We start from the raw sequence: 17,924 nt of genomic DNA, 5'->3' as shown, positions 1-17,924 counted from the left end.
CTGAAGCACCCTCCCCATACCAACCGCCGCAGCTGCAAAGCCCGGCGGTTTTTTGTTTTTCAGCCCCTTTTTTTCACCTTTTCCACCTTACGAGGACGACAACATGAGCTTGCAAGCCACCCCCGCCAGCGATGCCTGGTACCGCAGCGTCGAGAAAACCAGCCAGACCGACGACGAACGTATCAAGGACATTACCGTGCTGCCTCCTCCAGAGCATCTGATCCGCTTTTTCCCCATCAGCAACACGCCGGTGGAAGGGCTCATCAGCCAGACCCGCAAGAACATCCACAACATCATGGCGGGTGATGACGACCGCCTGCTGGTCATCATTGGCCCCTGCTCCATTCACGACCCCGCAGCCGCGCTCGACTATGCCCGCCGCCTGAAAGTGGTGCGCGAGCAATACAAGGACACGCTGGAGATCGTGATGCGCGTGTACTTCGAAAAGCCCCGCACCACCGTGGGCTGGAAGGGCCTGATCAACGACCCCTACCTGGACGAAACCTACCGCATCGACGAAGGCCTGCGCATTGCGCGGCAGTTGCTGATCGACATCAACCGCCTGGGCATGCCCGCGGGCAGCGAGTTCCTGGACGTGATCTCGCCCCAGTACATTGGCGACCTGATCGCCTGGGGCGCCATTGGGGCGCGCACTACTGAAAGCCAAGTGCACCGCGAGCTGGCCTCGGGCCTGTCCGCCCCCATCGGCTTCAAGAACGGCACGGACGGCAACATCCGCATCGCCACCGACGCCATCCAGTCGGCCAGCCGCGGCCACCACTTCCTGTCGGTGCACAAGAATGGGCAAGTGGCCATCGTGAACACCAGCGGCAACAAAGATTGCCACGTGATTCTGCGCGGCGGCAAGGCCCCCAACTATGACGCCGCCAGCGTGGCCGCTGCCTGCAAGGACCTGGAAGCCGCCAAGCTGCCCGCCACGCTGATGGTGGACTGCAGCCATGCCAACAGCAGCAAGCAACACGAAAAGCAGCTGGACGTGGCGCGCGACATTGCCAGCCAGATTGCTGGTGGCTCGCACAGCGTGTTCGGCGTGATGATTGAAAGCCACATCAACGCGGGTGCGCAGAAGTTCACCCCTGGCAAGGATGACGCCAGCGCGCTGGAATATGGCAAGAGCATCACCGATGCCTGCCTGGGTTGGGACGATTCCCTGGTGGCCCTGGCAGAGCTGTCGGCCGCAGTGCAGGCACGCCGCTCGCGCTGAGATGGTTGGCGGGGGCGATGTGCCGACAGGGAAAAAACCCAGGCCATCGCCTTTTTGAACCGTGTAAGCTCAGTCTGCAAGATTGTGGCGCGTGCGAGGTGGGTGGCACGGGCCACCGCCCTCTTACCGCCCCCAACATTCCAACGAGGTAACCCATGCAGAGTGAAGTTTCGGTCCGCTTGGCCGACGACCAGGAGTTTCGTTTCGACCTGACCAGCGCGGAACCCATGGCGCACGAGGCGGGGCGCCGCTGGCTGGACGACCAGTTCACCGCCCTCGACTGCGAACCCCTGCGCGCCAGCGGCAAAGTGCTGCTGGCCGACAAGGTGCTGACCGTCGCGCAGGCCGCCGGTGCCCACCTGCTTGCACAGCCCGAGTGGGGCCAGGCATTTGCCCGCGCTGCCAGTGCCGCATTGGCCAGGAAGGTGATTCGGGTCGATGTGCCCGCCATGGCCGTCACGTACTGAACGCAGCCCCAAGCGTGCTGGGCAGGGTATATGCCCCTGTGCAGTGCCTGCGGGGTTTGAGATCAAAATAGCTGCTAGCGCTTATCCATAAAGCGTTAGCAGCTATTGTTTTTATAGCGGTTGGTTGGCCAGTGTTTCAAGCAGGCGGGTGTGGATGCCGCCGAAGCCGCCGTTGCTCATGCACACCACGTGGTCGCCGGGCTGGGCGGCCTGGGTGATCTGGTCCACCAGCGTGGCAATGTCGGGGGCCGTCTGGGCGCGTTGGCCGGGGCCTACGCCCAGCGGGGCCAGGGCGTCAGCGGCGTCCCAGTCCAGGCCGGCGGTGTGGCAAAACACCAGGTCGGCGGGTTCCAGGGCCCAGGGCAGCTGGCTTTTCATGGCGCCCAGTTTCATCGTGTTGCTGCGGGGCTCAAACACCGCCAGGATGCGTGCCTTGGTTCCCAGGCTGCGGCGCAGGCCGTCGAGCGTGGTGCGCAAAGCCGTGGGGTGGTGGGCAAAGTCGTCATACACGGCAATGCCGCGCACCGTGCCGCGCAGCTCCATGCGGCGCTTCACGTTCTGAAACTGGCCCAGCGCGGCCGCCGCCACGGCGGGTTCCACCCCCACGTCGTGGGCAGCGGCAATGGCAGCCAGTGCGTTGAGCTGGTTGTGTACGCCCGTCAGCGCCCATTCCACGCGCGCCACCTTGCGGCCCTGGTGCAGCACATCAAAGGCTTGTGGATCACCCTCGGCGCTGAAGTCACTCACCGCTGCACCAAAGCTGCTTACCTGGCTCCAGCAGCCGGTGTTCAGCACGCGGGTCAGGCTCTCTTCCAGCCCGTTGACCACCACGCGCCCTGAAGGTGGCACGGTGCGCACCAGGTGGTGGAACTGGCGCTCAATCGCCGCCAGGTCGTCAAAGATGTCGGCGTGGTCAAACTCCAGGTTGTTGAGCACCGCCGTGCGGGGGCGGTAGTGCACAAACTTGCTGCGCTTGTCGAAGAAGGCGGTGTCGTATTCATCGGCCTCAATCACAAACAGTGGGCGCTGCGCTTGGGTGCCGGGGCCGGGAACGGGTCGCTGGTCTGCACCGAGCCGGGCCGAGATGCCAAAGTTCAGCGGCACGCCGCCGATCAAAAAGCCAGGCTGCAACCCGGCGCTCTCCAGAATCCAGGTCAGCATCGACGTGGTGGTCGTCTTGCCGTGCGTGCCCGCCACCGCCAGCACATGGCGGCCTTGCAGCACATGCTCGGCCAGCCATTGGGGGCCGCTGGTGTAGGGCAGGCCCGCATCCAGAATGGCTTCCATCAGCGGGAACTTGGGGCTGCCATCGGCCAGCCGCGCACGGCTGACCACGTTGCCCACCACAAACATATCCGGTTGCAGCGCGAGCTGGTCGGCGCCAAAGCCTTCGATCAGCTCAATGCCCAGGGCGCGCAGCTGGTCGCTCATGGGCGGGTACACACCGGCATCGCAGCCCGTGACCTTGTGCCCCGCCTCGCGGGCCAGGGCCGCCAGGCCACCCATGAAGGTTCCGCAAATTCCGAGTATGTGTATGTGCATGGCCGGGGATTCTAATGAGGGCCTGCAGGGCTTTGGGGCCGGGTCGGCGCTCAGGCCAAGAGCCCACACCCCTGCGGTGCCGATGTCCCTCTGAAGAGATTGCAGGGGGGCGGAAATCTGCAGGGGGCGTTGTACCCCCCTGCGTGCTATCAGGCCTGGATGTAAGCGGTCTTCACCGTGGTGTAGAACTCGGCGGCGTAGCGGCCTTGCTCGCGCGAGCCATAGCTGCTGCCCTTGCGGCCACCGAACGGCACGTGGTAGTCCACCCCGGCGGTGGGCAGGTTCACCATCACCATGCCCGCCTGGGCGTGGCGCTTGAAGTGCGTGGCGTGCTTGAGGCTGGTGGTGGCAATGCCGCTGGCCAGGCCAAACGGCGTGTCGTTGGCCAGGGCCAGGGCTTCGTCGTAGCTCTTCACACGCTGGATGCTGACCACGGGGCCAAAGATTTCTTCGCGGTTGATGCGCATCTCGGGCGTGGTTTCGGTGAACAGGGCGGGGCGCAGGTAGAAGCCGGGGGCGCCGTCTGCGTTGGTGGCCAGTGCCTCGCCGCCGTGCAGCTTGGCGCCTTCTTTTTGGCCGATGGCGATGTATTCCAGGTCTTGCGCCAGCTGGCGGTCGTCCACCACAGGGCCGATGTCGGTGCCGGCCTTGCGGGCATCATCCACCTTCAGGGTCTTCATCTTTTCAATCATCGCGGCCACGAAGCGGTCGTGGATGCCTTCGGTCACGATCACGCGGCTGCTGGCCGTGCAGCGCTGGCCGGTAGAGAAAAAGCCGCTGTTGATGGCCGCGCCCACGGCCACGTTCAGGTCGGCATCGTCCAGCACCACAAACGGGTTCTTGCCGCCCATCTCCAGCTGCACCTTGGCACCCCGGCCCACGCAGGCGGCGGCCACGCGCTGGCCAGTGCCGACGGAGCCGGTAAAGCTCACGCCCGCGATGCGCTCGTCTTCGAGCAGCACAGCGCCCACTTCAGAGCCACGGCCCATCACCAGGTTGAACACGCCCGCAGGCAGGCCTGCGCGGTGCAGGATGTCGGCCAGCGCCCAGGCCGAGCCAGGCACCACTTCCGCGGGCTTGAACACCACGGTGTTGCCGTAGGCCAGGGCTGGGGCAATTTTCCAGGCGGGGATGGCGATGGGGAAGTTCCAGGGGGTGATCAGGCCAATCACGCCCAGGGGCTCGCGGGTGATTTCCACGCCCACGCCGGGGCGCACCGAAGGCAGCACCTCGCCGCCGGGGCGCAGGGCCTCACCGGCAAAGAACTTGAAGATGGCAGCGGCGCGGCCCACTTCGCCAATGGCTTCGGGCAGGGTCTTGCCTTCTTCGCGGGCCAGCAGGTCGCCCAGCTCGGCCTTGCGGGCGATGATTTCGTTGCCCACGGCGTCCAGGATGTCAAAGCGCTGCTGGGGGGTGGACAGGCTCCAGGCCGGGAAGGCGGCGTGGGCGGCTGCCACGGCTTCCAGCGCTTGCTCGCGGCTGGCCACCGCGTAGTCGCCGATGATGTCCCTGATGTCGGACGGGTTGGTGTTTTGGTAAGTGCGGACGCCTTCGGTCCATTGGCCGCCGATGAGATTGTGTTTCATGGTCATGTGAGTGGTTTGCAAAGAGAAAAAGGGGGGTGTTCAGTAAGCGGCTGAGATCAGCTGCCCCTTGCGCTCGAAGGCGTCCAGGTTGTCCATGACGCGCTGGCCCATGGCCTGGCGGGTTTCGTGGGTGGCGCTGGCAATGTGCGGCAGCAGCACCACGTTGTCCATGCCCGTCAAGGCTTCGGGCACCTGGGGCTCGCTCTCGAACACGTCGAGCCCGGCCCCGGCGATGCGCCCGTCTTGCAGGGCGCGAATCAGCGCAGCTTCATCGACCACGGTGCCACGCGCCACGTTGATGAGGAAGCCCCGGGGCCCCAGTGCGTTGAGCACTTCTTCGTTGATGAGATGGCGCGTGGATGGAACACCGGACGTGATGACGACCAGGAAGTCGCACCAGGCGGCCAGCGCCGTCAGGGAGGGCTCGTGCGCCCAGGGCACACCAGCCACCGGGCGGCGCGTGTGGTAGCGCACCTCCATATCAAAGCCCAGGCCCCGGCGCGCGATGATCCGCCCAATGCGGCCCATCCCCACCACGCCCATGCGGGCGCCGCTGACCTTGCGGCCCAGCCCGAAGCTGTTGCCGCCCAGGCGTGCCCACTGCCCGGCGCGCACAAAGCGGTCGGCCTCGGCCGTGCGGCGGGCCACGTCCAGCAACAGCGCAAAGGCCGTATCGGCCACGCAGTCGTTGAGCACATCAGGGGTGTAACCCACGGCAATGCCCCTGGCCTTGGCTTCTTCGACCGGCACCTTGTCCAGGCCCACTCCAAAGCTGGAGATCACCTTGACCGAAGGCAGTGCCGCCAGGTGCTGCGCGGGCAAGCCAATGGCCGCACTGGTCACCACCGCATCAAATTGCGCCCCGTGCGCTGCCAGGAAGGCGGCTGGATCGGGTTCATTGGCCAGGCGGTGCACGCTGTAGCGGGCGTGCAAGGCTTGTTCCAGCGCGGGTACCAATTTGCCTGCCTGGAGGATGCGGTTCAAGGTGTGCATGGGGTGGGTTCAGTACGAGGGTAGGGAGGGGCGCGTCAGGCGGGGCGCACGGCCTGGCGGGCCAGCAGGCGCCATTGGCCGCCATCTTTTTGCCAGATGGTCAGCACCTTGATGGTGACGTTGCCGGGGGTGCCGCGGTCATTGGTGGCGCCGGCCAGGGTGTGGCGCACCACGGCCGCGTTGCCTGAGATGCTGATGGTCTGGTCGGACAGGGAGATGGAAACAAAGTCCGAAGACTTGTCCATCAGCGCGCCGATGAAGCTCGCTTGCGTGTCTACCTTGCCGCCCGAATGCCCGTAGCTGAGCAAGGGGCTGGTCAGGCTGGTGAGTGTGGCCTGGTCAGGGTCCACCATGGCGACCCGCAGCTTTTCGACCACCGAAGCCACGGCTTGCTCTTCGGCAGAGGCCTGGGCGTGAGCCACCAGAGGCGCGGTGACCAGCGCAGCGGCCAGGGTCACGCCTTGAGCGCAGTGCAGCGTCCAGCGGGAATGGAAGGGGTTCATGGGTGTCTCCTCAGGATGGTGGTTGGGAAAGCAGAAAGCCCCAGAGGGCTGGGGCCGGAATGGCGCTTGAAACCTGCGGGCAAGTTCGTGCGCCTTTTTGTGGTTATGCGTTCTGCGTGGGCTGCTTACTGTGGGCCCAGAGGAGCCATCAGAGCGCGCAGTTGCTCGAATTCCTCAGGCTTCAGGTCCGACAGGGGTGGGCGCACAGGGCCTGCGCTGTGGCCGCTGATGGTGGCGCCGGCCTTCACGATCGACACGGCGTAGCCTTCACCCTGGTTGCGCAGCGCGATGTAGGGAATGAAGAAGTCGCGGATCAGGCGGTTGCAGGTCTCGGTGTCGTTGGCAGCATGGGCGTTGTAGAACTCCATCGCCGTCTTGGGGATGAAATTGAACACGGCCGACGAGTACACGGGGCAGCCCATGGCCTTGTAGGCACCGGCAAACAGCTCAGCCGTGGGCAGGCCGCCCAAGTAGGCAAAGCGGTCGCCCAAGGTCTGGCGGATGCTGACGAACTTCTCGATATCGCCAAAGCCGTCCTTGAAGCCGATCAGGTTGGGGCAGGTGTCGGCCAGCACTTGCAGGCTGGCAGGCGTCAGGCGGCAGCCGCCACGGTTGTAGACCACCACGCCAAACTTCACGCTCTTGCACACGGCTTGCACGTGGGCGATCAGGCCTTCCTGGCTGGCTTCGGTCAGGTAGTGGGGCAGCAGCAAAATGCCCTGGGCGCCCAGGCGCTCGGCCTCTTGTGCGTACTTGAGGGCCAGGGTGGTGCCACCGCCAGCGCCTGCAATGATGGGCGTGCGATTCTTGCAGGTGGCCAGGGCGACCTTGATCACTTCGCTGTATTCGCCGGGCTCCAGCGAGAAGAACTCACCCGTGCCACCTGCGGCAAACAGTGCCGAAGCGCCGTAGGGCTGCAGCCACTCCAGGCGATCGGCATAGGGCTTGGGCGCAAAGCGCAGTTCGCTGTCGAAGTCGGTCAGAGGAAAGGACAGCAAGCCGGCTTGCAATACGCTTTTGAGGTCTTGTGGGGACATGTTCAGGCTCCGTTGGGTGAGAAAAGTGGAAGAGTCCTGCTTCCAGCCCGTCAAGGCCGGGCACCAGGAACACGAGTGATTCATGTTGTATGTCATCGTACAACATGAATCAAAAAAAAGCGTACGGGTTAACACGCATGCCACATCCGCTCTTCACTGGGCGAATGTGGCCTGGGTGGATCAGCTGGCTTCTGCCTGAGCGCGGCGGCGGCGCTCGCGGCTGTTGGCCAGGTGGGTGCGCATGGCCGCGCGGGCGGCGTCGGGGTCTTGCCCCACGATGGCGTCAAAAATGTTCTCGTGCTCGCCATTGACGCGGCGCAGGTACTGCCGTCGCTCATCGGTCTGGTCTTCGCTGCTTTGCAGGCGCGCGCGCGGAATGATCATGCTGCCCAGTGTGCTCATCAGCTCGGTGAAATGGCTGTTCTGGGTGGCGCGTGCAATCTCCAGATGGAACTGGAAGTCGGCCGCCACGGCATCCCGGCCTTCGTCCACGGCTTGAGCCACCGCGTTCAGCGCCTGGCGCATGGTGGCCAGGTTGGCGTCGGTGCGGCGTTGTGCGGCCAGAGCGGCGGCTTCCGTCTCCACGCCAATGCGCAGCTCCAGCACGGCAATCACGTCGCGCAGGGTGCTGAATTGCTCGGGGGTGATCTTGAAGCCTGGGTTTTGTCCCATGCCCAGCACAAACGTGCCAATGCCGTGGCGGGTTTCGACCAGCCCCGAGGCCTGCAGCTTGGAAATCGCCTCGCGCACCACGGTGCGGCTGACGTCGAACTCGGCCATGATGGCCGCCTCGGTGGGCAGCTTGTCGCCCACGGCCAGGCGCCCATCACGAATGCGGTCGCCCAGGGAATCCACCAGCTCCAGGGCCAACGTGCGGGGTTTGCGGCGGGGAGTGGTTTCTGTGTTCATTTCTCGGTGTGATCCCTATGTCGATTCGTCGTTCTGTATTGCATTTGTTGTATGACAACTGATGACATTCAACTGTCCTGCGTTGCCACTGTACCAAGAACCTACCGAATTGCCATGCCCAGTCACCCGACGCCGATCCGATGCAACCGTATCTTGCTCACTGGCGCTGCCGGTGGCTTGGGGCGCAAGCTGCGCGCCCGCCTGAAACCATATTGCACCACCGTGCGGCTGTCGGTCATTGCTGACCTGGGTGAGGCGCTGCTGGAGTGGAAGAACCTGCTTGCTCTGGTGTTGGTGTGCGGTGGCATCTGGCTGGTGACGCGCGATGCCCCGGCCCCCAAGGATTCCGCCCCCTCTGCCACGCCAGCCAAATAAGAGCGGCGAACAAAACGCCCCTGGCGTCGTTGTTTCGCCTTGTCGTACTGTTTGTACTGCCTGCGGCGAAACGCCTAGCCAGGGCCGCTGCGCTGCGTTTTGTTGGTCGCTCTAAACTCGGGCACATGGCTTACACCCTTTCACGCGAAGCGTTTCAACAAGAACTGCACGGCCAGCGCACCGACCTGTTCACCCTGCGCGGTGCGGGCGGGCTGCAGGTGGCGGTGAGCAACTATGGCGCGCGCCTGGTGCAAGTGGCCGTGCCAGACGGGCAGGGCGGCCTGGTGGATGTGGCCCTTGGTTACGACTCCTTGCAGGGCTACCTTGAGGGGCAGCTCTCCATGGGTGCCTTCATTGGCCGCTGGGCGGGGCGGCTGCGGGGTGGCAAGTTGCATCTGCCCGGCGGCTGCACGCTGCAGTTGCCCACCAACAGTGGCCCGCACCACCACCACGGCGGGCCGCTGGGCAGCCGCTTTCAGGTGTTCGGCGTCACCGAAGTGCAGCCCGATGCCATGGTGCTCACCCACACCTTCCGCACCGAAGACGATGGCGTGCCCGGCACCGTGCGCCTGACGCTGCACCTGCAGGTCACCCCTGACAACGCGCTGCACATGGAGTGGATGGCCGAGGTGGCCGACGCCGCCACCGTGTTCAACCCCACGGGCCACGCCTTCTTCAACCTGGCGGGCGCGGGCAGCTCCCTGGGCCACACGCTGCAGGTGCCCGCCAGCCGCTACGTGCCGCTGGCCCCCGATGTGTGCCCCACGGGCACCGTTGATTCTGTGCAAGGTACGCCGTTCGACTTTCGCCAGCCGCGCAGCGTGGCCGATGCCACGGCCACGCCGCATGAGCAGTTGGCACGGGCCGGTGGGCTGGACCACTACCTGGTGCTGGACGATGCCTCCCCAGTCTCTGTAGCTCCCGCTGCCACCCCCGGTCTGCGCCTGGCCGCCCAACTGGCCGACCCCGCCTCGGGCCGCGCCATGCAGGTGTGGAGCACCGCCCCCGGCGTGCAGGTGTACGCAGGCCACGGCCTCAAAGGCGACCCGGCCCGCGACCTGGGCCGTGGGCCAGGGCAGGGCACCTGGCTGTGGCAGCCAGGCGATGGCATCTGCCTGGAGCCCATGGAGTACCCCGATGCGCCCAACCACCTGGCCTTCCCGGTACGTTGGTGGCTGCCGGGCGACGTGGTGCGCGGCAGCATCGTGTACCGGTTCACGGGCCCTTGAGGGGTGCTAGGGAATTTTGCTATTAAATAAATAGCTGCTTCCGCTTTCTGATAAAGGGCTAGAGGCCAATCAGCCTTGTAGTGTCCGCCCCGGCCGCGCATCACTGCACCCACCTTCTCGGTGCTGGCATGGTCAGCCCGCCCCAGCGCCTGCCAAACGCACTACATTTTTGCCAATGAGCGCATCCCCCTTTCAACGGTTTATTCCCTTTCTCGCTGTCCTTGGCTCCGTCACCGCCCTGGGGGTGGGCACCTCGTGGGCCAAGCAGGCACTGTTCCCGGTGGTGGGCGCGCAGGGCACCACCGCCGTGCGGGTGGGGTTGTCGGCGCTGTTGATGCTGATGTTGTGGCGCCCCTGGCGCTGGCGTCTGTCGCGGGCCGATGCCCAAGCGGTGGTGCTGTATGGCGCGGCGCTGGGCGCGATGAACCTCATGTTCTACCTCTCACTCCAGACCCTGCCTTTTGGCCTGGCGGTGGCCATCGAGTTTGCGGGGCCGCTGGCCGTGGCCATCTGGTCATCGCGCAGCGCCGTGGATTTTGTGTGGGTGGCTCTCGCCATCGTGGGCCTGGCCCTGCTGCTGCCGCTGGGGCTGAGTGGTAGCACGCTGGACCCGTTGGGCGTGCTGTATGCCGTGGGGGCGGCCGTGTTCTGGGCGCTGTACATCGTGTTTGGCAAACGGGCCGGGCACCTGCATGCCGGGCAGTCGGTGTCGCTGGGCCTGCTGGTGGCGGCGCTGGTGGTGGTGCCGGTGGGCGTGGCCCACGCAGGCGCTGCGCTGCTGTCGCCCTCGGTGCTGCTGGTGGGGGTGGCTGTGGCGGCCATCTCCAGCGCGCTGCCCATCTCGCTGGAGATGATGGCCCTGAAGCGCCTGCCCAAAGAGGCCTTCGGCATCATGATCAGCATGGAGCCCGCCGTGGCGGCCCTGCTGGCCCTGGCGTTGCTGGGCGAGCGGCTGGACACCGTGCAGTGGCTCGCCATTGGCTGCATCGTGGCGGCGTCGATGGGCAGCGCCGCAACGGCGCGCAGGCTGCCTGCGGTGCAGGCGCAGCCTGCTTGATGGGATGGATGTTTGCTACATATTTCGTAGCTGCTAGCGCTTATATATCAAGCGCTGGAGGCCAATTTGGCTTGTATGGTGATGGTCCCCTCGACAGGAATCGAACCTAGAAACGGCCGAAAGTAGCGGAATTCGGCTGAATCTTTACCTATGGCGGCCTGAAAACCATGCTGCTAATTTCGGTTTAATTCTGGGCGCTTGTCCCGCTCTTTGTCCCGGTGCGTTCGGTGGCGGCATGGCATTGCGTAGCGAACACTCATTCAGTTCGCAACGTTCTTGAGCCTCTCAACCAGAGTATCGATCGATGTGGATGCAAACGCATCCCTAATGGATAAAGCGAGCCAGATACCAGCACCTGCAGAAAGGAACATGAAAAATGCCTTCCACGTAGCCTTGTCAATGTTCCATGTGTCCTTGAACTCGCTCGTTAGCAAAACAGGAACTATGGCCAGCAACACCCCTAGGGGCACATGCCACCGTTTCTTGTTTTCTATCGCCCCAAGGTGAGCGATCAGAGTAAGTCGTAGTTTGTCCTCTGTTATCTGAACAAGCGTCAGCTCTGTATTGGAGTGAATCGAGCTGATCGTGATCTGATCTGCAGTAATTTTTCCGGGCTGGCTCATGATGCTGCCCGGTTGTGCAAGAACTGAATCAGGAGTTGATTCGTTTCGCCTATGCGGTAGTTTGAGACCATCACATCAAGCGTACCGCCGCCTGCCAGTGCGGCCAAGCGCCCCGGCGTCACGAGTGAAGTCCCCAAAGTGTTACTCCACTTTTTGAAAATTAGATCGACTCCCTCTCTGGTAGTTCGGATATCTATCGACTGCTCGGCGTGGTCATCCTCAAAAGTGATCCCTACTTTGAACACCCATCCATAAACATCCATGTCAATGGTTGCGCGTGTATTCGCAGGTACAAGTAGTAGGTGGCTTGCTAACAAGTCGCGATCGCCAATTTTGATCATCAAGCGGGCTCCGGGTTGAAACTAGTTTTGAGCGTTAGGCGGATGCACTGGATTGCATTCTGCATCGCCTTTATGTTTTCGCTTCCAAGAAGGCGTCCAGCTTGCGGCGCTCTGCGCCTTGGTCGGCACCCTGAATCCACCGGCTGTACACGCGGAAGAACATCTCGGGCGAGTGGCCCATCTGCATGGCCACCCACCCAGGGGTAAGGCCGGCCATCAGGCACATGGTGGCGAATGTGTGGCGGGTTTGGCGCGCGTCGCGTGTGCGCACCTTCGAGGCCTTCACCGCCGGTTTCCACCAGCTGCGCAGTGGCTCGTCGGTGGTGGTGAATGGTGCCCCTTCGTCAGACGTGAAGACATGCCCAGCCGGTACCGCCCGCTTCCCCATGGCGGCGCGCTGGCGCTCCAGCGCCTGCAGCGCCCTGGCCGACAGCTCCACGTTTCTGGCGCTCCACGTCTTGGTGCCCTTTTCTTGAAAACGGGTAAGGGCCGCGTCCACCTTCATGTAGCCGGTTTTCTTGTCCACCTTGGACCATCGCAGGGCTATCAGTTCGGAAGGCCGCAGCCCGGTAAAGAACGCCACCTCGAAGTAGTTCCGCGGCGGCCCATCAGGCAGGGCGGCCAGGATGGCCTCCACCTCGTCCATGGTGAACGGGTCAGGGCCTGGGCTCTGGTGCTTGCGCATTTCCACGGACTCGAACAGCGGCTCGCGCAGCAGCTTGGCCTTGTAGCCGTACTCCAGCACCTGGCGCAGCACGGTGGCGCTGTTGTTGAAGGTCTTGGGGTTCGCCGGCATCTTGGCCAGCAGCGCCATGGTGGCGCGGTAGTCCAGCTCCACGATGCGCTTTTCGCGCCAGTCGTCAAAGTGATAGCTGGAAAGCACCTGTTCGTAATGGTGCGCGGTGCTGTGCTGCACCTCTGGTGTTTTGATTTTCAGCCACTCAGTGGCGAGCTGCTGGAATGTGAGGCTGGGCGCGTCGCGCTTCACGCGCGGGCTGTCGGGGAAGTAGTCGGCCAGCGAAAACGTGCCGCGCTCGATCCTGCCCATGATCTCGGCCCGCAGCCGTTCGGCGTACCTTATGTTCGCTGGCGTCGGTGGAAGGTCCAGGCGTTCTTTTCCGAACCCCACCGTTCGCAAATCAATCTGCAGGTGCTGGTCTCGAATAACTACGCCGACAGCAGGTTTGACTGGAGCCCGTGGCATTGCGGTGTTTTGCGCCGGCCCCGCTTGCTCTGGATGCTCGGGCGCTTGTCGATGAAGTTGTATAGCTCTTGAAGGTCGATCATCTTACGGCCCTCGAACCACTTCCAGACGGTGCGCTCTGGCCACTCCCCCGACAACCCCGTGCGTTCGTGAAAAAATGAACAAGGCAGGCCGGTTTCCTCGGATGCCTTTTCCACGGTCACCCAGCGCAAGCTCATTGCGTTCCACCTTTCTGAGTTAAAGCATGGTCGGCGTTCAGTCGCGCTACGTCGTCGCATTGCTGCGCGCTCTCTGCTGCTTCGCGCTGGCTGTAGCCGGCTTTCCGCATGTCTTCGATGTGCTGGCGTTTCAGGCGTGCGCGGTGGCCGCTGTATGCACCGCCACCGCCGGTTCCCATGCCGATGAATCGGAGGTGGATCGGCTCTAGCTTGGCCACCAGCGCGTTTTGGCGTTGTATCAATGTCATGCTGAACCGCCTTCCACTTTTGTGGCCTTGTCAATCGCAGCAAAGACTTGATCCCGTAGAGACTTTGGCAGGTAAGAGCCTGTCCCATAGGGCCGGGAACCTAACTTGTCAGCAACTGCTTGCAGGGCAGCCAACATTTCACCCGCTGCGGCCATTGCACAGCCTGTTGCCGCATATTGCTGCGCATCAACAAGGGCATGCGGGTGGATCGTCGCTACCCGCCACGAACCTTTGGCGTCCTGACTATCAACCACAGCCCCAATATTTCGCAGGCGTATCTGAGCACCGTTGAAAAACAGTCCGCTTATGGGTTGGCTCGGTCTGCAGGTTTTCATCGCCCGGCCTCCACACGCTTGCCCAGCACGATGCTGTGAACGCTCTGTCCCCGGCTGCGGTGCTGCAGCTCGGGGCAGGTGTATGTGCCGCCGGCCTTCCAGTTTGCGCGAGGCGGTGTGGCCACTGCGCCGCCGTAGCTCACGCGCTCGGCTTGGCGGATGCTTGCCCACTTGCTGGGGGCCACTGGGTGGGCCAGGGCGGTTTCTTTGCGTCGTGTCATCGCTCAGGCCTCCACCCGTTCCACGCGCAGCACTTGCTTGCCGGTGGTGATATGGGCTTTGGCTTCGGCCTGCTCGGCCGTCGCGGCTTTCAGGCGGATGGTGGGCAGCTGGCCAGCGTCGGCCAGGTCTTCCACGTCTTCCGGGTTGGTGTGCGGCGGCACAAGGTGGGCGCGGTAGCTGCGCAGTGGCAGCACGTCGAAGTGTGGGTGCATGTTCTCGGCTCCAGTCGTTTGAATTCAGACAACCAGCAGCAGCTGGGTGGGCTGCTGGTTTGTTTTGGTGTTGGCCAGGCGGCGGCGCCGGCGTGGGCGGGCGGCCTCGATGCGCGCGCGCTCGGCGTCGAACACGGCGCGCAGGTGCTCCGGTGTCGTGCTGGCTGCGTTGACGTAGCCGCCGTGCAGGGGGCGCTGGTAGCAATGCACGCGTGGCTCGATGCGGGTGGCGTTCATGGTCATCACTCCTTTGTGGTGGTCGGTTGGAAAAGGTCTGCGCGCGTCACGCGCACGGTGGAAAGGGCGGTCAGCAGGTCGGCCAGCAACTCGGCCGGCGTTTCCAGCACCTCGCGCTTCATCTGGTCGCGCGCGGCCTGGCCGTCGCCCATGTCGTCGCAGCGCCGGCGGGCGGCCAGCAGTACCTGGGCCTGCAGCGGCGTGGGCTTGCGGCCCGTTTCGGCCATGCGGCTGCGCACCTCGGTGGTGGTGGTGTGCTTAGGTGCTTGTTTTTTCAGCACTGCAATGCCTCCGCGAATCGTTGGGAGCGCATCGCGCGGAACTGGGCCACCACTTCAGGCGTGCACCAGTCCTCTTTTTCGTGGTCGCCGCGCCCAAAAATGGCGCGGGAAAGTTCGCCCGTCAGGCGGGCCGTACAGTTATTGAAACCTGTCCAAGGCGCGGCCAAAGCCGCGCGGGCCGTGGCGGTGCCGTCGCCCTGCGCTTGTCCAGCTGCATCGCCTTCATTGCCCACCTGGGCTGCGTGTTGGCTCTCGCCAACAACCGGCGCCCAGGCAATGCGGCGGGACACCAGCCAGTGCCCACGCATGCGGCCACGCTGGGCCTGCAGGCCCACGATGCGGCCCACCTTTACTTCTTCGCCGTACTTGTTCACCGTGCCCGGCTCGGGCGTGCGGTGGGCCGTGCGCAGGTGCCAGCACTTGCGGGGCAGGGCATGGCCGCCCATTGCTTCCATGAACAGGCGCCAGTCGGCCCGAATCTCCCCGCGCCGGTGGCACGCGTGGAAGGCCCGCACCGCTGCGCGGTCGCCCTCTTGGCTGAACAGCTCCAGCTGGTCGGGCGTCACCCGGCGCAGCTCGCGCCACACCGTCACGCTGGGCATGCCAATGGTTTGGAACTGGCGAATACCCCAGGTTGCGGCCCAGGCGTCCACACGCTTGTGGCCTGGCTCCGTTTCCTTCACGTTAGCCGGGTCGGTTGGCCCCAGGTCCAGCTGAATCTGCTGGCCGTTCACCACGTCCATGTGTTCGGCCAGGGCCACATTGCCCACGCTCTTGGCGATGTACTTCGCCACGTATCCCGCAGCGCCGCCCTTCACCATGCGCTTTACGTTCACCCGGTTTTCCACGGCCCCGCGCTCGGTGCCGTCATCGCTCAACCAGTAATGGCGCACCCACCGCTCGATGGCCTGGGCGCTGGCCTCGTCCTCGGCCCACACCAGGGCGTGCCAGTGCGGGGTGGCGTCGTGGTGCGGTTCGGCCACGCGCAGGCCGTACATGCGCACACCCTCGCGCGCCAGTGCTGCCCGTGTCTTGGCCCACTTGTCGCGCAGCCACAGCTGGCCATCGCGCGGGGTGGCGCCTTGGTACTTCTTGTTTTGGAACGGGCGGCCACCGCTGCCCAGCTTCACCGGGTGAAAGCGGCTCGGCAATGTCAGGGTCAGAAACAGGCCCACGTGGGCGCGGGCGTCGGCGTATTCCTCGGCGCCTCTGATGCGCGTCATCAGCTCGCCACCGCGTACCACAGGGTTGGAATTGCCCAGGGCCGCCAGCTCGTGCAGCGAGTACACCTGGCCAGCCTCATTTCGGTACAGCGTGCGCTGCAGCGCCTCGGCATTGCGGCGCAGCTGGGCCTGGCGCCGGCCTAGCCCCTCGCTGCTCACATACCCGCCACGGCGCGCGTGTACCAGCCCCAGGCCCACGGCTCCGGCCTCGACTACGCGCGCAACGTGCACGCGCAGTCGGCGCCGCCACCAGGCTGCATCCTGTGCCCGCTTGATGGCAGGCTCTCCAGTGATGGGCTTGTCTTCGGCCACACCCACGCAGCGCACCAGCAGGCGAATGGAATCCACCCGCGCTTCCAACGTGGCGCCCTGGCCTATGGCCAATGCGTCCAGCTCGTCCGCTTCCCCGGCCAGCTTCTTGGCCATGGCGCAGATTTCGTAATCGTCAAGGTTCCACAGGCTGGCCTGGCCAAACTCGTCCTCATAGTCCGCCACCGCCTGCATCAAATCCCAGGCCTGCGCCCACTCGGGCGGCTGCTGCAGCCATTCCCGGTCAGACAGGTTTCGCGCCAGGATGGGCGGCGCCTCGGTATTCAAGCGTTCACGCACGGCCGACTGCCAGGCAGCGGGGGCGCACCTAATGACGCGCTCCATGTGCTCACGCGCCACATGCTTTGTGGGCTTGTTCTTGTTCCAGTCTTCCAGACTGGCGTTGGGCAGCTTGCGGGGAATCGTCGGCATGGCTACACCCGCGCGGCCAGGGCCGTCAGCCCGCCCAAATGGCGCTTGGCACTGCGCACCATGCCCCGCAGCGCTTCACGCTCTGGTGGCGGCATTTCGCGCCATTCGCGTGACGCAAGGATTGCCGGGCTCTCGGCTTCATCTCCCAAGCCCGCCATCAGCACCAGCGCCATGCGCCAGTTCATAGGGATGCCGCGCCACTCTCGTGAAGCGGAATCCACAAACCGCCCATCGGTAGCAATGCGCACAAACTCGTCCCGCAGCGCAGCCAGCTTGTTGACGTGTTCATTCCGCAGAAAGGCCGAAACGTGCGCGCGGTGGTCGCCCAGGTCGGCGGGCGCTTCATCGTTCGCAGATACCGCGCCCACCTGCTCTGTGGACGCCATCGCGCATCCGCTCATTCTTCGCCACCCCCAGCAGCCAGGAATCGCACGGCCTCAACCGGCACCAGCCCCTGCTTTTTGCACTTCCCTTTCAGGCTCCAACGGTGGGCCAGGTGTTCAAACCTGGGGCCAAAGTCGGTGCGGCCGTACAGGCGGTTTAACCATTCGTGCACCTCCATGCGTGGGCGCGCGTCGAACTCCAGCAGCGCCAGTGCGCGTTTCAAGTTGCTCGCATCCAGGCGGCGCAGCTCTGTCAGGTCGAACTGAAAGCGGTAACCGTTGTAAAGGCCCAGCAGCATGCACGCGGCTACTTTGGCGGCGCTGTGGTCTTGCGTGGTGGCCAGAATGAAGAAGTGCGACAGCGCCTCCAAGCCTTCGCCAATCTCGCGTTTTGTTGCGGTCGTTTCAGCCATCACAGCCCCCAGCGCGCCTGCAGCGCTTCGGTAACTTCACGCGCACGTTGCGCGGCCTGCTTGAGCGCATCGCCCAGCTGGTCGGCGTCGTCGGGCGTCAGATCAGTGAAGAAATAGGCCGGGTGGTTCGCGTGCTTCAGTTCCACCACTGGCAGCTCGCCCTTGCGGCAATCGCGCACCGTCATGCACAGCAGGTATGCGTGCGTGTGGCGCTCGGGGCCGCGCGCGGTGAAGCGCGTAACGTGGTGAATCGGCTCGCCGTGCTGCTGGCGGTGGTTGCCGTGCTGGTCAATCAGGGGCGGTGTGGTCATGGTTCCGGC

General features: G+C 64.4%; 24 protein-coding genes and 1 pseudogene. 5 read left to right on the top strand and 20 right to left on the bottom strand.

The window, feature by feature from the left end:
* Positions 1 to 103 precede the first annotated feature (103 nt).
* Together IHV84_RS03705 and IHV84_RS03700 are read left to right on the top strand one after the other, a co-directional pair.
* Positions 104 to 1,225 (top strand): 3-deoxy-7-phosphoheptulonate synthase, encoded by a 1,122-nt coding sequence (locus IHV84_RS03705; RefSeq protein ID WP_198845866.1) that lies wholly within the window; start codon positions 104 to 106, stop codon positions 1,223 to 1,225.
* A gap of 155 nt (positions 1,226 to 1,380) precedes the next feature.
* Positions 1,381 to 1,692, top strand: coding sequence for a hypothetical protein (locus IHV84_RS03700; RefSeq protein ID WP_066693976.1), 312 nt, complete (start codon positions 1,381 to 1,383; stop codon positions 1,690 to 1,692).
* A gap of 111 nt (positions 1,693 to 1,803) precedes the next feature.
* Here IHV84_RS03700 and mpl read toward each other — a convergent pair whose 3' ends face one another.
* The 6 genes from mpl to IHV84_RS03670 form a co-directional block, all read right to left on the bottom strand.
* Positions 1,804 to 3,234: a UDP-N-acetylmuramate:L-alanyl-gamma-D-glutamyl-meso-diaminopimelate ligase gene (gene mpl, locus IHV84_RS03695; protein ID WP_198845865.1), complete on the bottom strand. Its 1,431-nt coding sequence runs from the start codon at positions 3,232 to 3,234 to the stop codon at positions 1,804 to 1,806.
* A gap of 149 nt (positions 3,235 to 3,383) precedes the next feature.
* Positions 3,384 to 4,826 carry an aldehyde dehydrogenase family protein gene (locus IHV84_RS03690; protein WP_198845864.1) on the bottom strand — a complete coding sequence of 481 codons (1,443 nt, stop codon included), beginning with the start codon at positions 4,824 to 4,826 and terminating at the stop codon, positions 3,384 to 3,386.
* A 33-nt stretch (positions 4,827 to 4,859) separates the two neighbouring features.
* Entirely contained in the window at positions 4,860 to 5,813 is a 954-nt protein-coding gene (locus tag IHV84_RS03685) for a 2-hydroxyacid dehydrogenase (protein ID WP_198845863.1), read from the bottom strand.
* 35 nt (positions 5,814 to 5,848) lie between these two features.
* A complete protein-coding gene (locus IHV84_RS03680) occupies positions 5,849 to 6,316 on the bottom strand; it encodes a nuclear transport factor 2 family protein (RefSeq protein ID WP_198845862.1) in 468 nt (155 codons plus the stop codon).
* A gap of 125 nt (positions 6,317 to 6,441) precedes the next feature.
* Positions 6,442 to 7,353, bottom strand: coding sequence for a 5-dehydro-4-deoxyglucarate dehydratase (gene kdgD / locus IHV84_RS03675; protein ID WP_198845861.1), 912 nt, complete (start codon positions 7,351 to 7,353; stop codon positions 6,442 to 6,444).
* A gap of 180 nt (positions 7,354 to 7,533) precedes the next feature.
* Complete coding sequence (locus IHV84_RS03670) at positions 7,534 to 8,262, bottom strand: FadR/GntR family transcriptional regulator (protein ID WP_198845860.1); 729 nt, start codon at positions 8,260 to 8,262, stop codon at positions 7,534 to 7,536.
* A 246-nt stretch (positions 8,263 to 8,508) separates the two neighbouring features.
* On the opposite strand from IHV84_RS03670, the pseudogene IHV84_RS20725 reads away from it, so the two are divergent.
* From IHV84_RS20725 to IHV84_RS03655, 3 genes and pseudogenes are all read left to right on the top strand, one after another.
* Positions 8,509 to 8,637: pseudogene (locus tag IHV84_RS20725) on the top strand (EamA/RhaT family transporter); the annotation flags it as partial.
* A gap of 125 nt (positions 8,638 to 8,762) precedes the next feature.
* Entirely contained in the window at positions 8,763 to 9,866 is a 1,104-nt protein-coding gene (locus IHV84_RS03660; RefSeq protein WP_198845859.1) for an aldose epimerase family protein, read from the top strand.
* Positions 9,867 to 10,041: 175 nt separating this feature from the next.
* A complete protein-coding gene (locus IHV84_RS03655) occupies positions 10,042 to 10,923 on the top strand; it encodes an EamA family transporter (RefSeq protein ID WP_198845858.1) in 882 nt (293 codons plus the stop codon).
* Positions 10,924 to 11,183: 260 nt separating this feature from the next.
* On the opposite strand, the gene IHV84_RS03650 is transcribed toward IHV84_RS03655, so the two are convergent.
* The 14 genes from IHV84_RS03650 to IHV84_RS03585 all read right to left on the bottom strand — a co-directional run bounded on the left by IHV84_RS03650 (position 11,184) and on the right by IHV84_RS03585 (position 17,915).
* Positions 11,184 to 11,546: a hypothetical protein gene (locus IHV84_RS03650; RefSeq protein WP_198845857.1), complete on the bottom strand. Its 363-nt coding sequence runs from the start codon at positions 11,544 to 11,546 to the stop codon at positions 11,184 to 11,186.
* Entirely contained in the window at positions 11,543 to 11,887 is a 345-nt protein-coding gene (locus IHV84_RS03645; protein WP_198845856.1) for a hypothetical protein, read from the bottom strand. Before IHV84_RS03645 ends, IHV84_RS03650 begins: the two co-directional genes overlap by 4 nt.
* A 70-nt stretch (positions 11,888 to 11,957) precedes the next feature.
* Entirely contained in the window at positions 11,958 to 13,016 is a 1,059-nt protein-coding gene (locus IHV84_RS03640; protein ID WP_370541175.1) for a tyrosine-type recombinase/integrase, read from the bottom strand.
* Between the two features lie 38 nt (positions 13,017 to 13,054).
* The gene (locus IHV84_RS03635) at positions 13,055 to 13,309 is read right to left on the bottom strand and encodes a hypothetical protein (RefSeq protein ID WP_198845854.1); all 255 of its coding nucleotides are present in this window, start codon (positions 13,307 to 13,309) and stop codon (positions 13,055 to 13,057) included.
* On the bottom strand, positions 13,306 to 13,557 hold the full coding sequence (locus tag IHV84_RS03630; RefSeq protein ID WP_198845853.1) for a hypothetical protein: 252 nt from the start codon (positions 13,555 to 13,557) through the stop codon (positions 13,306 to 13,308). Before IHV84_RS03630 ends, IHV84_RS03635 begins: the two co-directional genes overlap by 4 nt.
* Positions 13,554 to 13,892 (bottom strand): hypothetical protein, encoded by a 339-nt coding sequence (locus IHV84_RS03625; RefSeq protein ID WP_198845852.1) that lies wholly within the window; start codon positions 13,890 to 13,892, stop codon positions 13,554 to 13,556. Before IHV84_RS03625 ends, IHV84_RS03630 begins: the two co-directional genes overlap by 4 nt.
* Positions 13,889 to 14,113, bottom strand: coding sequence for a hypothetical protein (locus tag IHV84_RS03620; RefSeq protein ID WP_198845851.1), 225 nt, complete (start codon positions 14,111 to 14,113; stop codon positions 13,889 to 13,891). Before IHV84_RS03620 ends, IHV84_RS03625 begins: the two co-directional genes overlap by 4 nt.
* A gap of 3 nt (positions 14,114 to 14,116) precedes the next feature.
* On the bottom strand, positions 14,117 to 14,326 hold the full coding sequence (locus IHV84_RS03615) for a hypothetical protein (protein ID WP_198845850.1): 210 nt from the start codon (positions 14,324 to 14,326) through the stop codon (positions 14,117 to 14,119).
* Between the two features lie 24 nt (positions 14,327 to 14,350).
* Positions 14,351 to 14,563, bottom strand: a complete 213-nt coding sequence (locus IHV84_RS03610) for a hypothetical protein (RefSeq protein WP_198845849.1) — start codon at positions 14,561 to 14,563, stop codon at positions 14,351 to 14,353.
* Positions 14,564 to 14,568: 5 nt separating this feature from the next.
* Positions 14,569 to 14,844, bottom strand: coding sequence for a hypothetical protein (locus tag IHV84_RS03605; RefSeq protein WP_198845848.1), 276 nt, complete (start codon positions 14,842 to 14,844; stop codon positions 14,569 to 14,571).
* Complete coding sequence (locus tag IHV84_RS03600; RefSeq protein ID WP_198845847.1) at positions 14,838 to 16,808, bottom strand: replication endonuclease; 1,971 nt, start codon at positions 16,806 to 16,808, stop codon at positions 14,838 to 14,840. Before IHV84_RS03600 ends, IHV84_RS03605 begins: the two co-directional genes overlap by 7 nt.
* Positions 16,809 to 16,810: 2 nt before the next feature.
* Positions 16,811 to 17,194 (bottom strand): hypothetical protein, encoded by a 384-nt coding sequence (locus IHV84_RS03595; protein WP_198845846.1) that lies wholly within the window; start codon positions 17,192 to 17,194, stop codon positions 16,811 to 16,813.
* 11 nt (positions 17,195 to 17,205) lie between these two features.
* Positions 17,206 to 17,604 carry a hypothetical protein gene (locus IHV84_RS03590; RefSeq protein WP_198845845.1) on the bottom strand — a complete coding sequence of 133 codons (399 nt, stop codon included), beginning with the start codon at positions 17,602 to 17,604 and terminating at the stop codon, positions 17,206 to 17,208.
* Positions 17,604 to 17,915: a hypothetical protein gene (locus IHV84_RS03585; protein ID WP_198845844.1), complete on the bottom strand. Its 312-nt coding sequence runs from the start codon at positions 17,913 to 17,915 to the stop codon at positions 17,604 to 17,606. Before IHV84_RS03585 ends, IHV84_RS03590 begins: the two co-directional genes overlap by 1 nt.
* Positions 17,916 to 17,924 lie beyond the last annotated feature (9 nt).

It is taken from the genome of Acidovorax sp. IB03 (assembly GCF_016406015.1).
GTDB lineage: Bacteria > Pseudomonadota > Gammaproteobacteria > Burkholderiales > Burkholderiaceae_C > Acidovorax > Acidovorax temperans.
This window is presented reverse-complemented; position numbering and strand designations above follow the sequence as displayed.

Bases quoted from the DNA above. Each gene is read 5' to 3' on its own strand.
- mpl (WP_198845865.1), bottom strand. From the start codon at position 3,234: ATGCACATACACATACTCGGAATTTGCGGAACCTTCATGGGTGGCCTG.
- IHV84_RS03585 (WP_198845844.1), bottom strand. From the start codon at position 17,915: ATGACCACACCGCCCCTGATTGACCAGCACGGCAACCACCGCCAGCAG.
- IHV84_RS03630 (WP_198845853.1), bottom strand. From the start codon at position 13,557: ATGACATTGATACAACGCCAAAACGCGCTGGTGGCCAAGCTAGAGCCG.
- IHV84_RS03655 (WP_198845858.1), top strand. From the start codon at position 10,042: ATGAGCGCATCCCCCTTTCAACGGTTTATTCCCTTTCTCGCTGTCCTT.
- IHV84_RS03615 (WP_198845850.1), bottom strand. From the start codon at position 14,326: ATGCACCCACACTTCGACGTGCTGCCACTGCGCAGCTACCGCGCCCAC.
- IHV84_RS03650 (WP_198845857.1), bottom strand. From the start codon at position 11,546: ATGAGCCAGCCCGGAAAAATTACTGCAGATCAGATCACGATCAGCTCG.
- IHV84_RS03680 (WP_198845862.1), bottom strand. From the start codon at position 6,316: ATGAACCCCTTCCATTCCCGCTGGACGCTGCACTGCGCTCAAGGCGTG.
- IHV84_RS03705 (WP_198845866.1), top strand. From the start codon at position 104: ATGAGCTTGCAAGCCACCCCCGCCAGCGATGCCTGGTACCGCAGCGTC.
- IHV84_RS03660 (WP_198845859.1), top strand. From the start codon at position 8,763: ATGGCTTACACCCTTTCACGCGAAGCGTTTCAACAAGAACTGCACGGC.
- IHV84_RS03635 (WP_198845854.1), bottom strand. From the start codon at position 13,309: ATGAGCTTGCGCTGGGTGACCGTGGAAAAGGCATCCGAGGAAACCGGC.
- IHV84_RS03620 (WP_198845851.1), bottom strand. From the start codon at position 14,113: ATGACACGACGCAAAGAAACCGCCCTGGCCCACCCAGTGGCCCCCAGC.
- IHV84_RS03610 (WP_198845849.1), bottom strand. From the start codon at position 14,563: ATGAACGCCACCCGCATCGAGCCACGCGTGCATTGCTACCAGCGCCCC.
- IHV84_RS03625 (WP_198845852.1), bottom strand. From the start codon at position 13,892: ATGAAAACCTGCAGACCGAGCCAACCCATAAGCGGACTGTTTTTCAAC.
- IHV84_RS03690 (WP_198845864.1), bottom strand. From the start codon at position 4,826: ATGACCATGAAACACAATCTCATCGGCGGCCAATGGACCGAAGGCGTC.
- IHV84_RS03590 (WP_198845845.1), bottom strand. From the start codon at position 17,604: ATGGCTGAAACGACCGCAACAAAACGCGAGATTGGCGAAGGCTTGGAG.
- IHV84_RS03670 (WP_198845860.1), bottom strand. From the start codon at position 8,262: ATGAACACAGAAACCACTCCCCGCCGCAAACCCCGCACGTTGGCCCTG.
- IHV84_RS03595 (WP_198845846.1), bottom strand. From the start codon at position 17,194: ATGGCGTCCACAGAGCAGGTGGGCGCGGTATCTGCGAACGATGAAGCG.
- IHV84_RS03685 (WP_198845863.1), bottom strand. From the start codon at position 5,813: ATGCACACCTTGAACCGCATCCTCCAGGCAGGCAAATTGGTACCCGCG.
- IHV84_RS03600 (WP_198845847.1), bottom strand. From the start codon at position 16,808: ATGCCGACGATTCCCCGCAAGCTGCCCAACGCCAGTCTGGAAGACTGG.
- kdgD (WP_198845861.1), bottom strand. From the start codon at position 7,353: ATGTCCCCACAAGACCTCAAAAGCGTATTGCAAGCCGGCTTGCTGTCC.
- IHV84_RS03700 (WP_066693976.1), top strand. From the start codon at position 1,381: ATGCAGAGTGAAGTTTCGGTCCGCTTGGCCGACGACCAGGAGTTTCGT.
- IHV84_RS03645 (WP_198845856.1), bottom strand. From the start codon at position 11,887: ATGATCAAAATTGGCGATCGCGACTTGTTAGCAAGCCACCTACTACTT.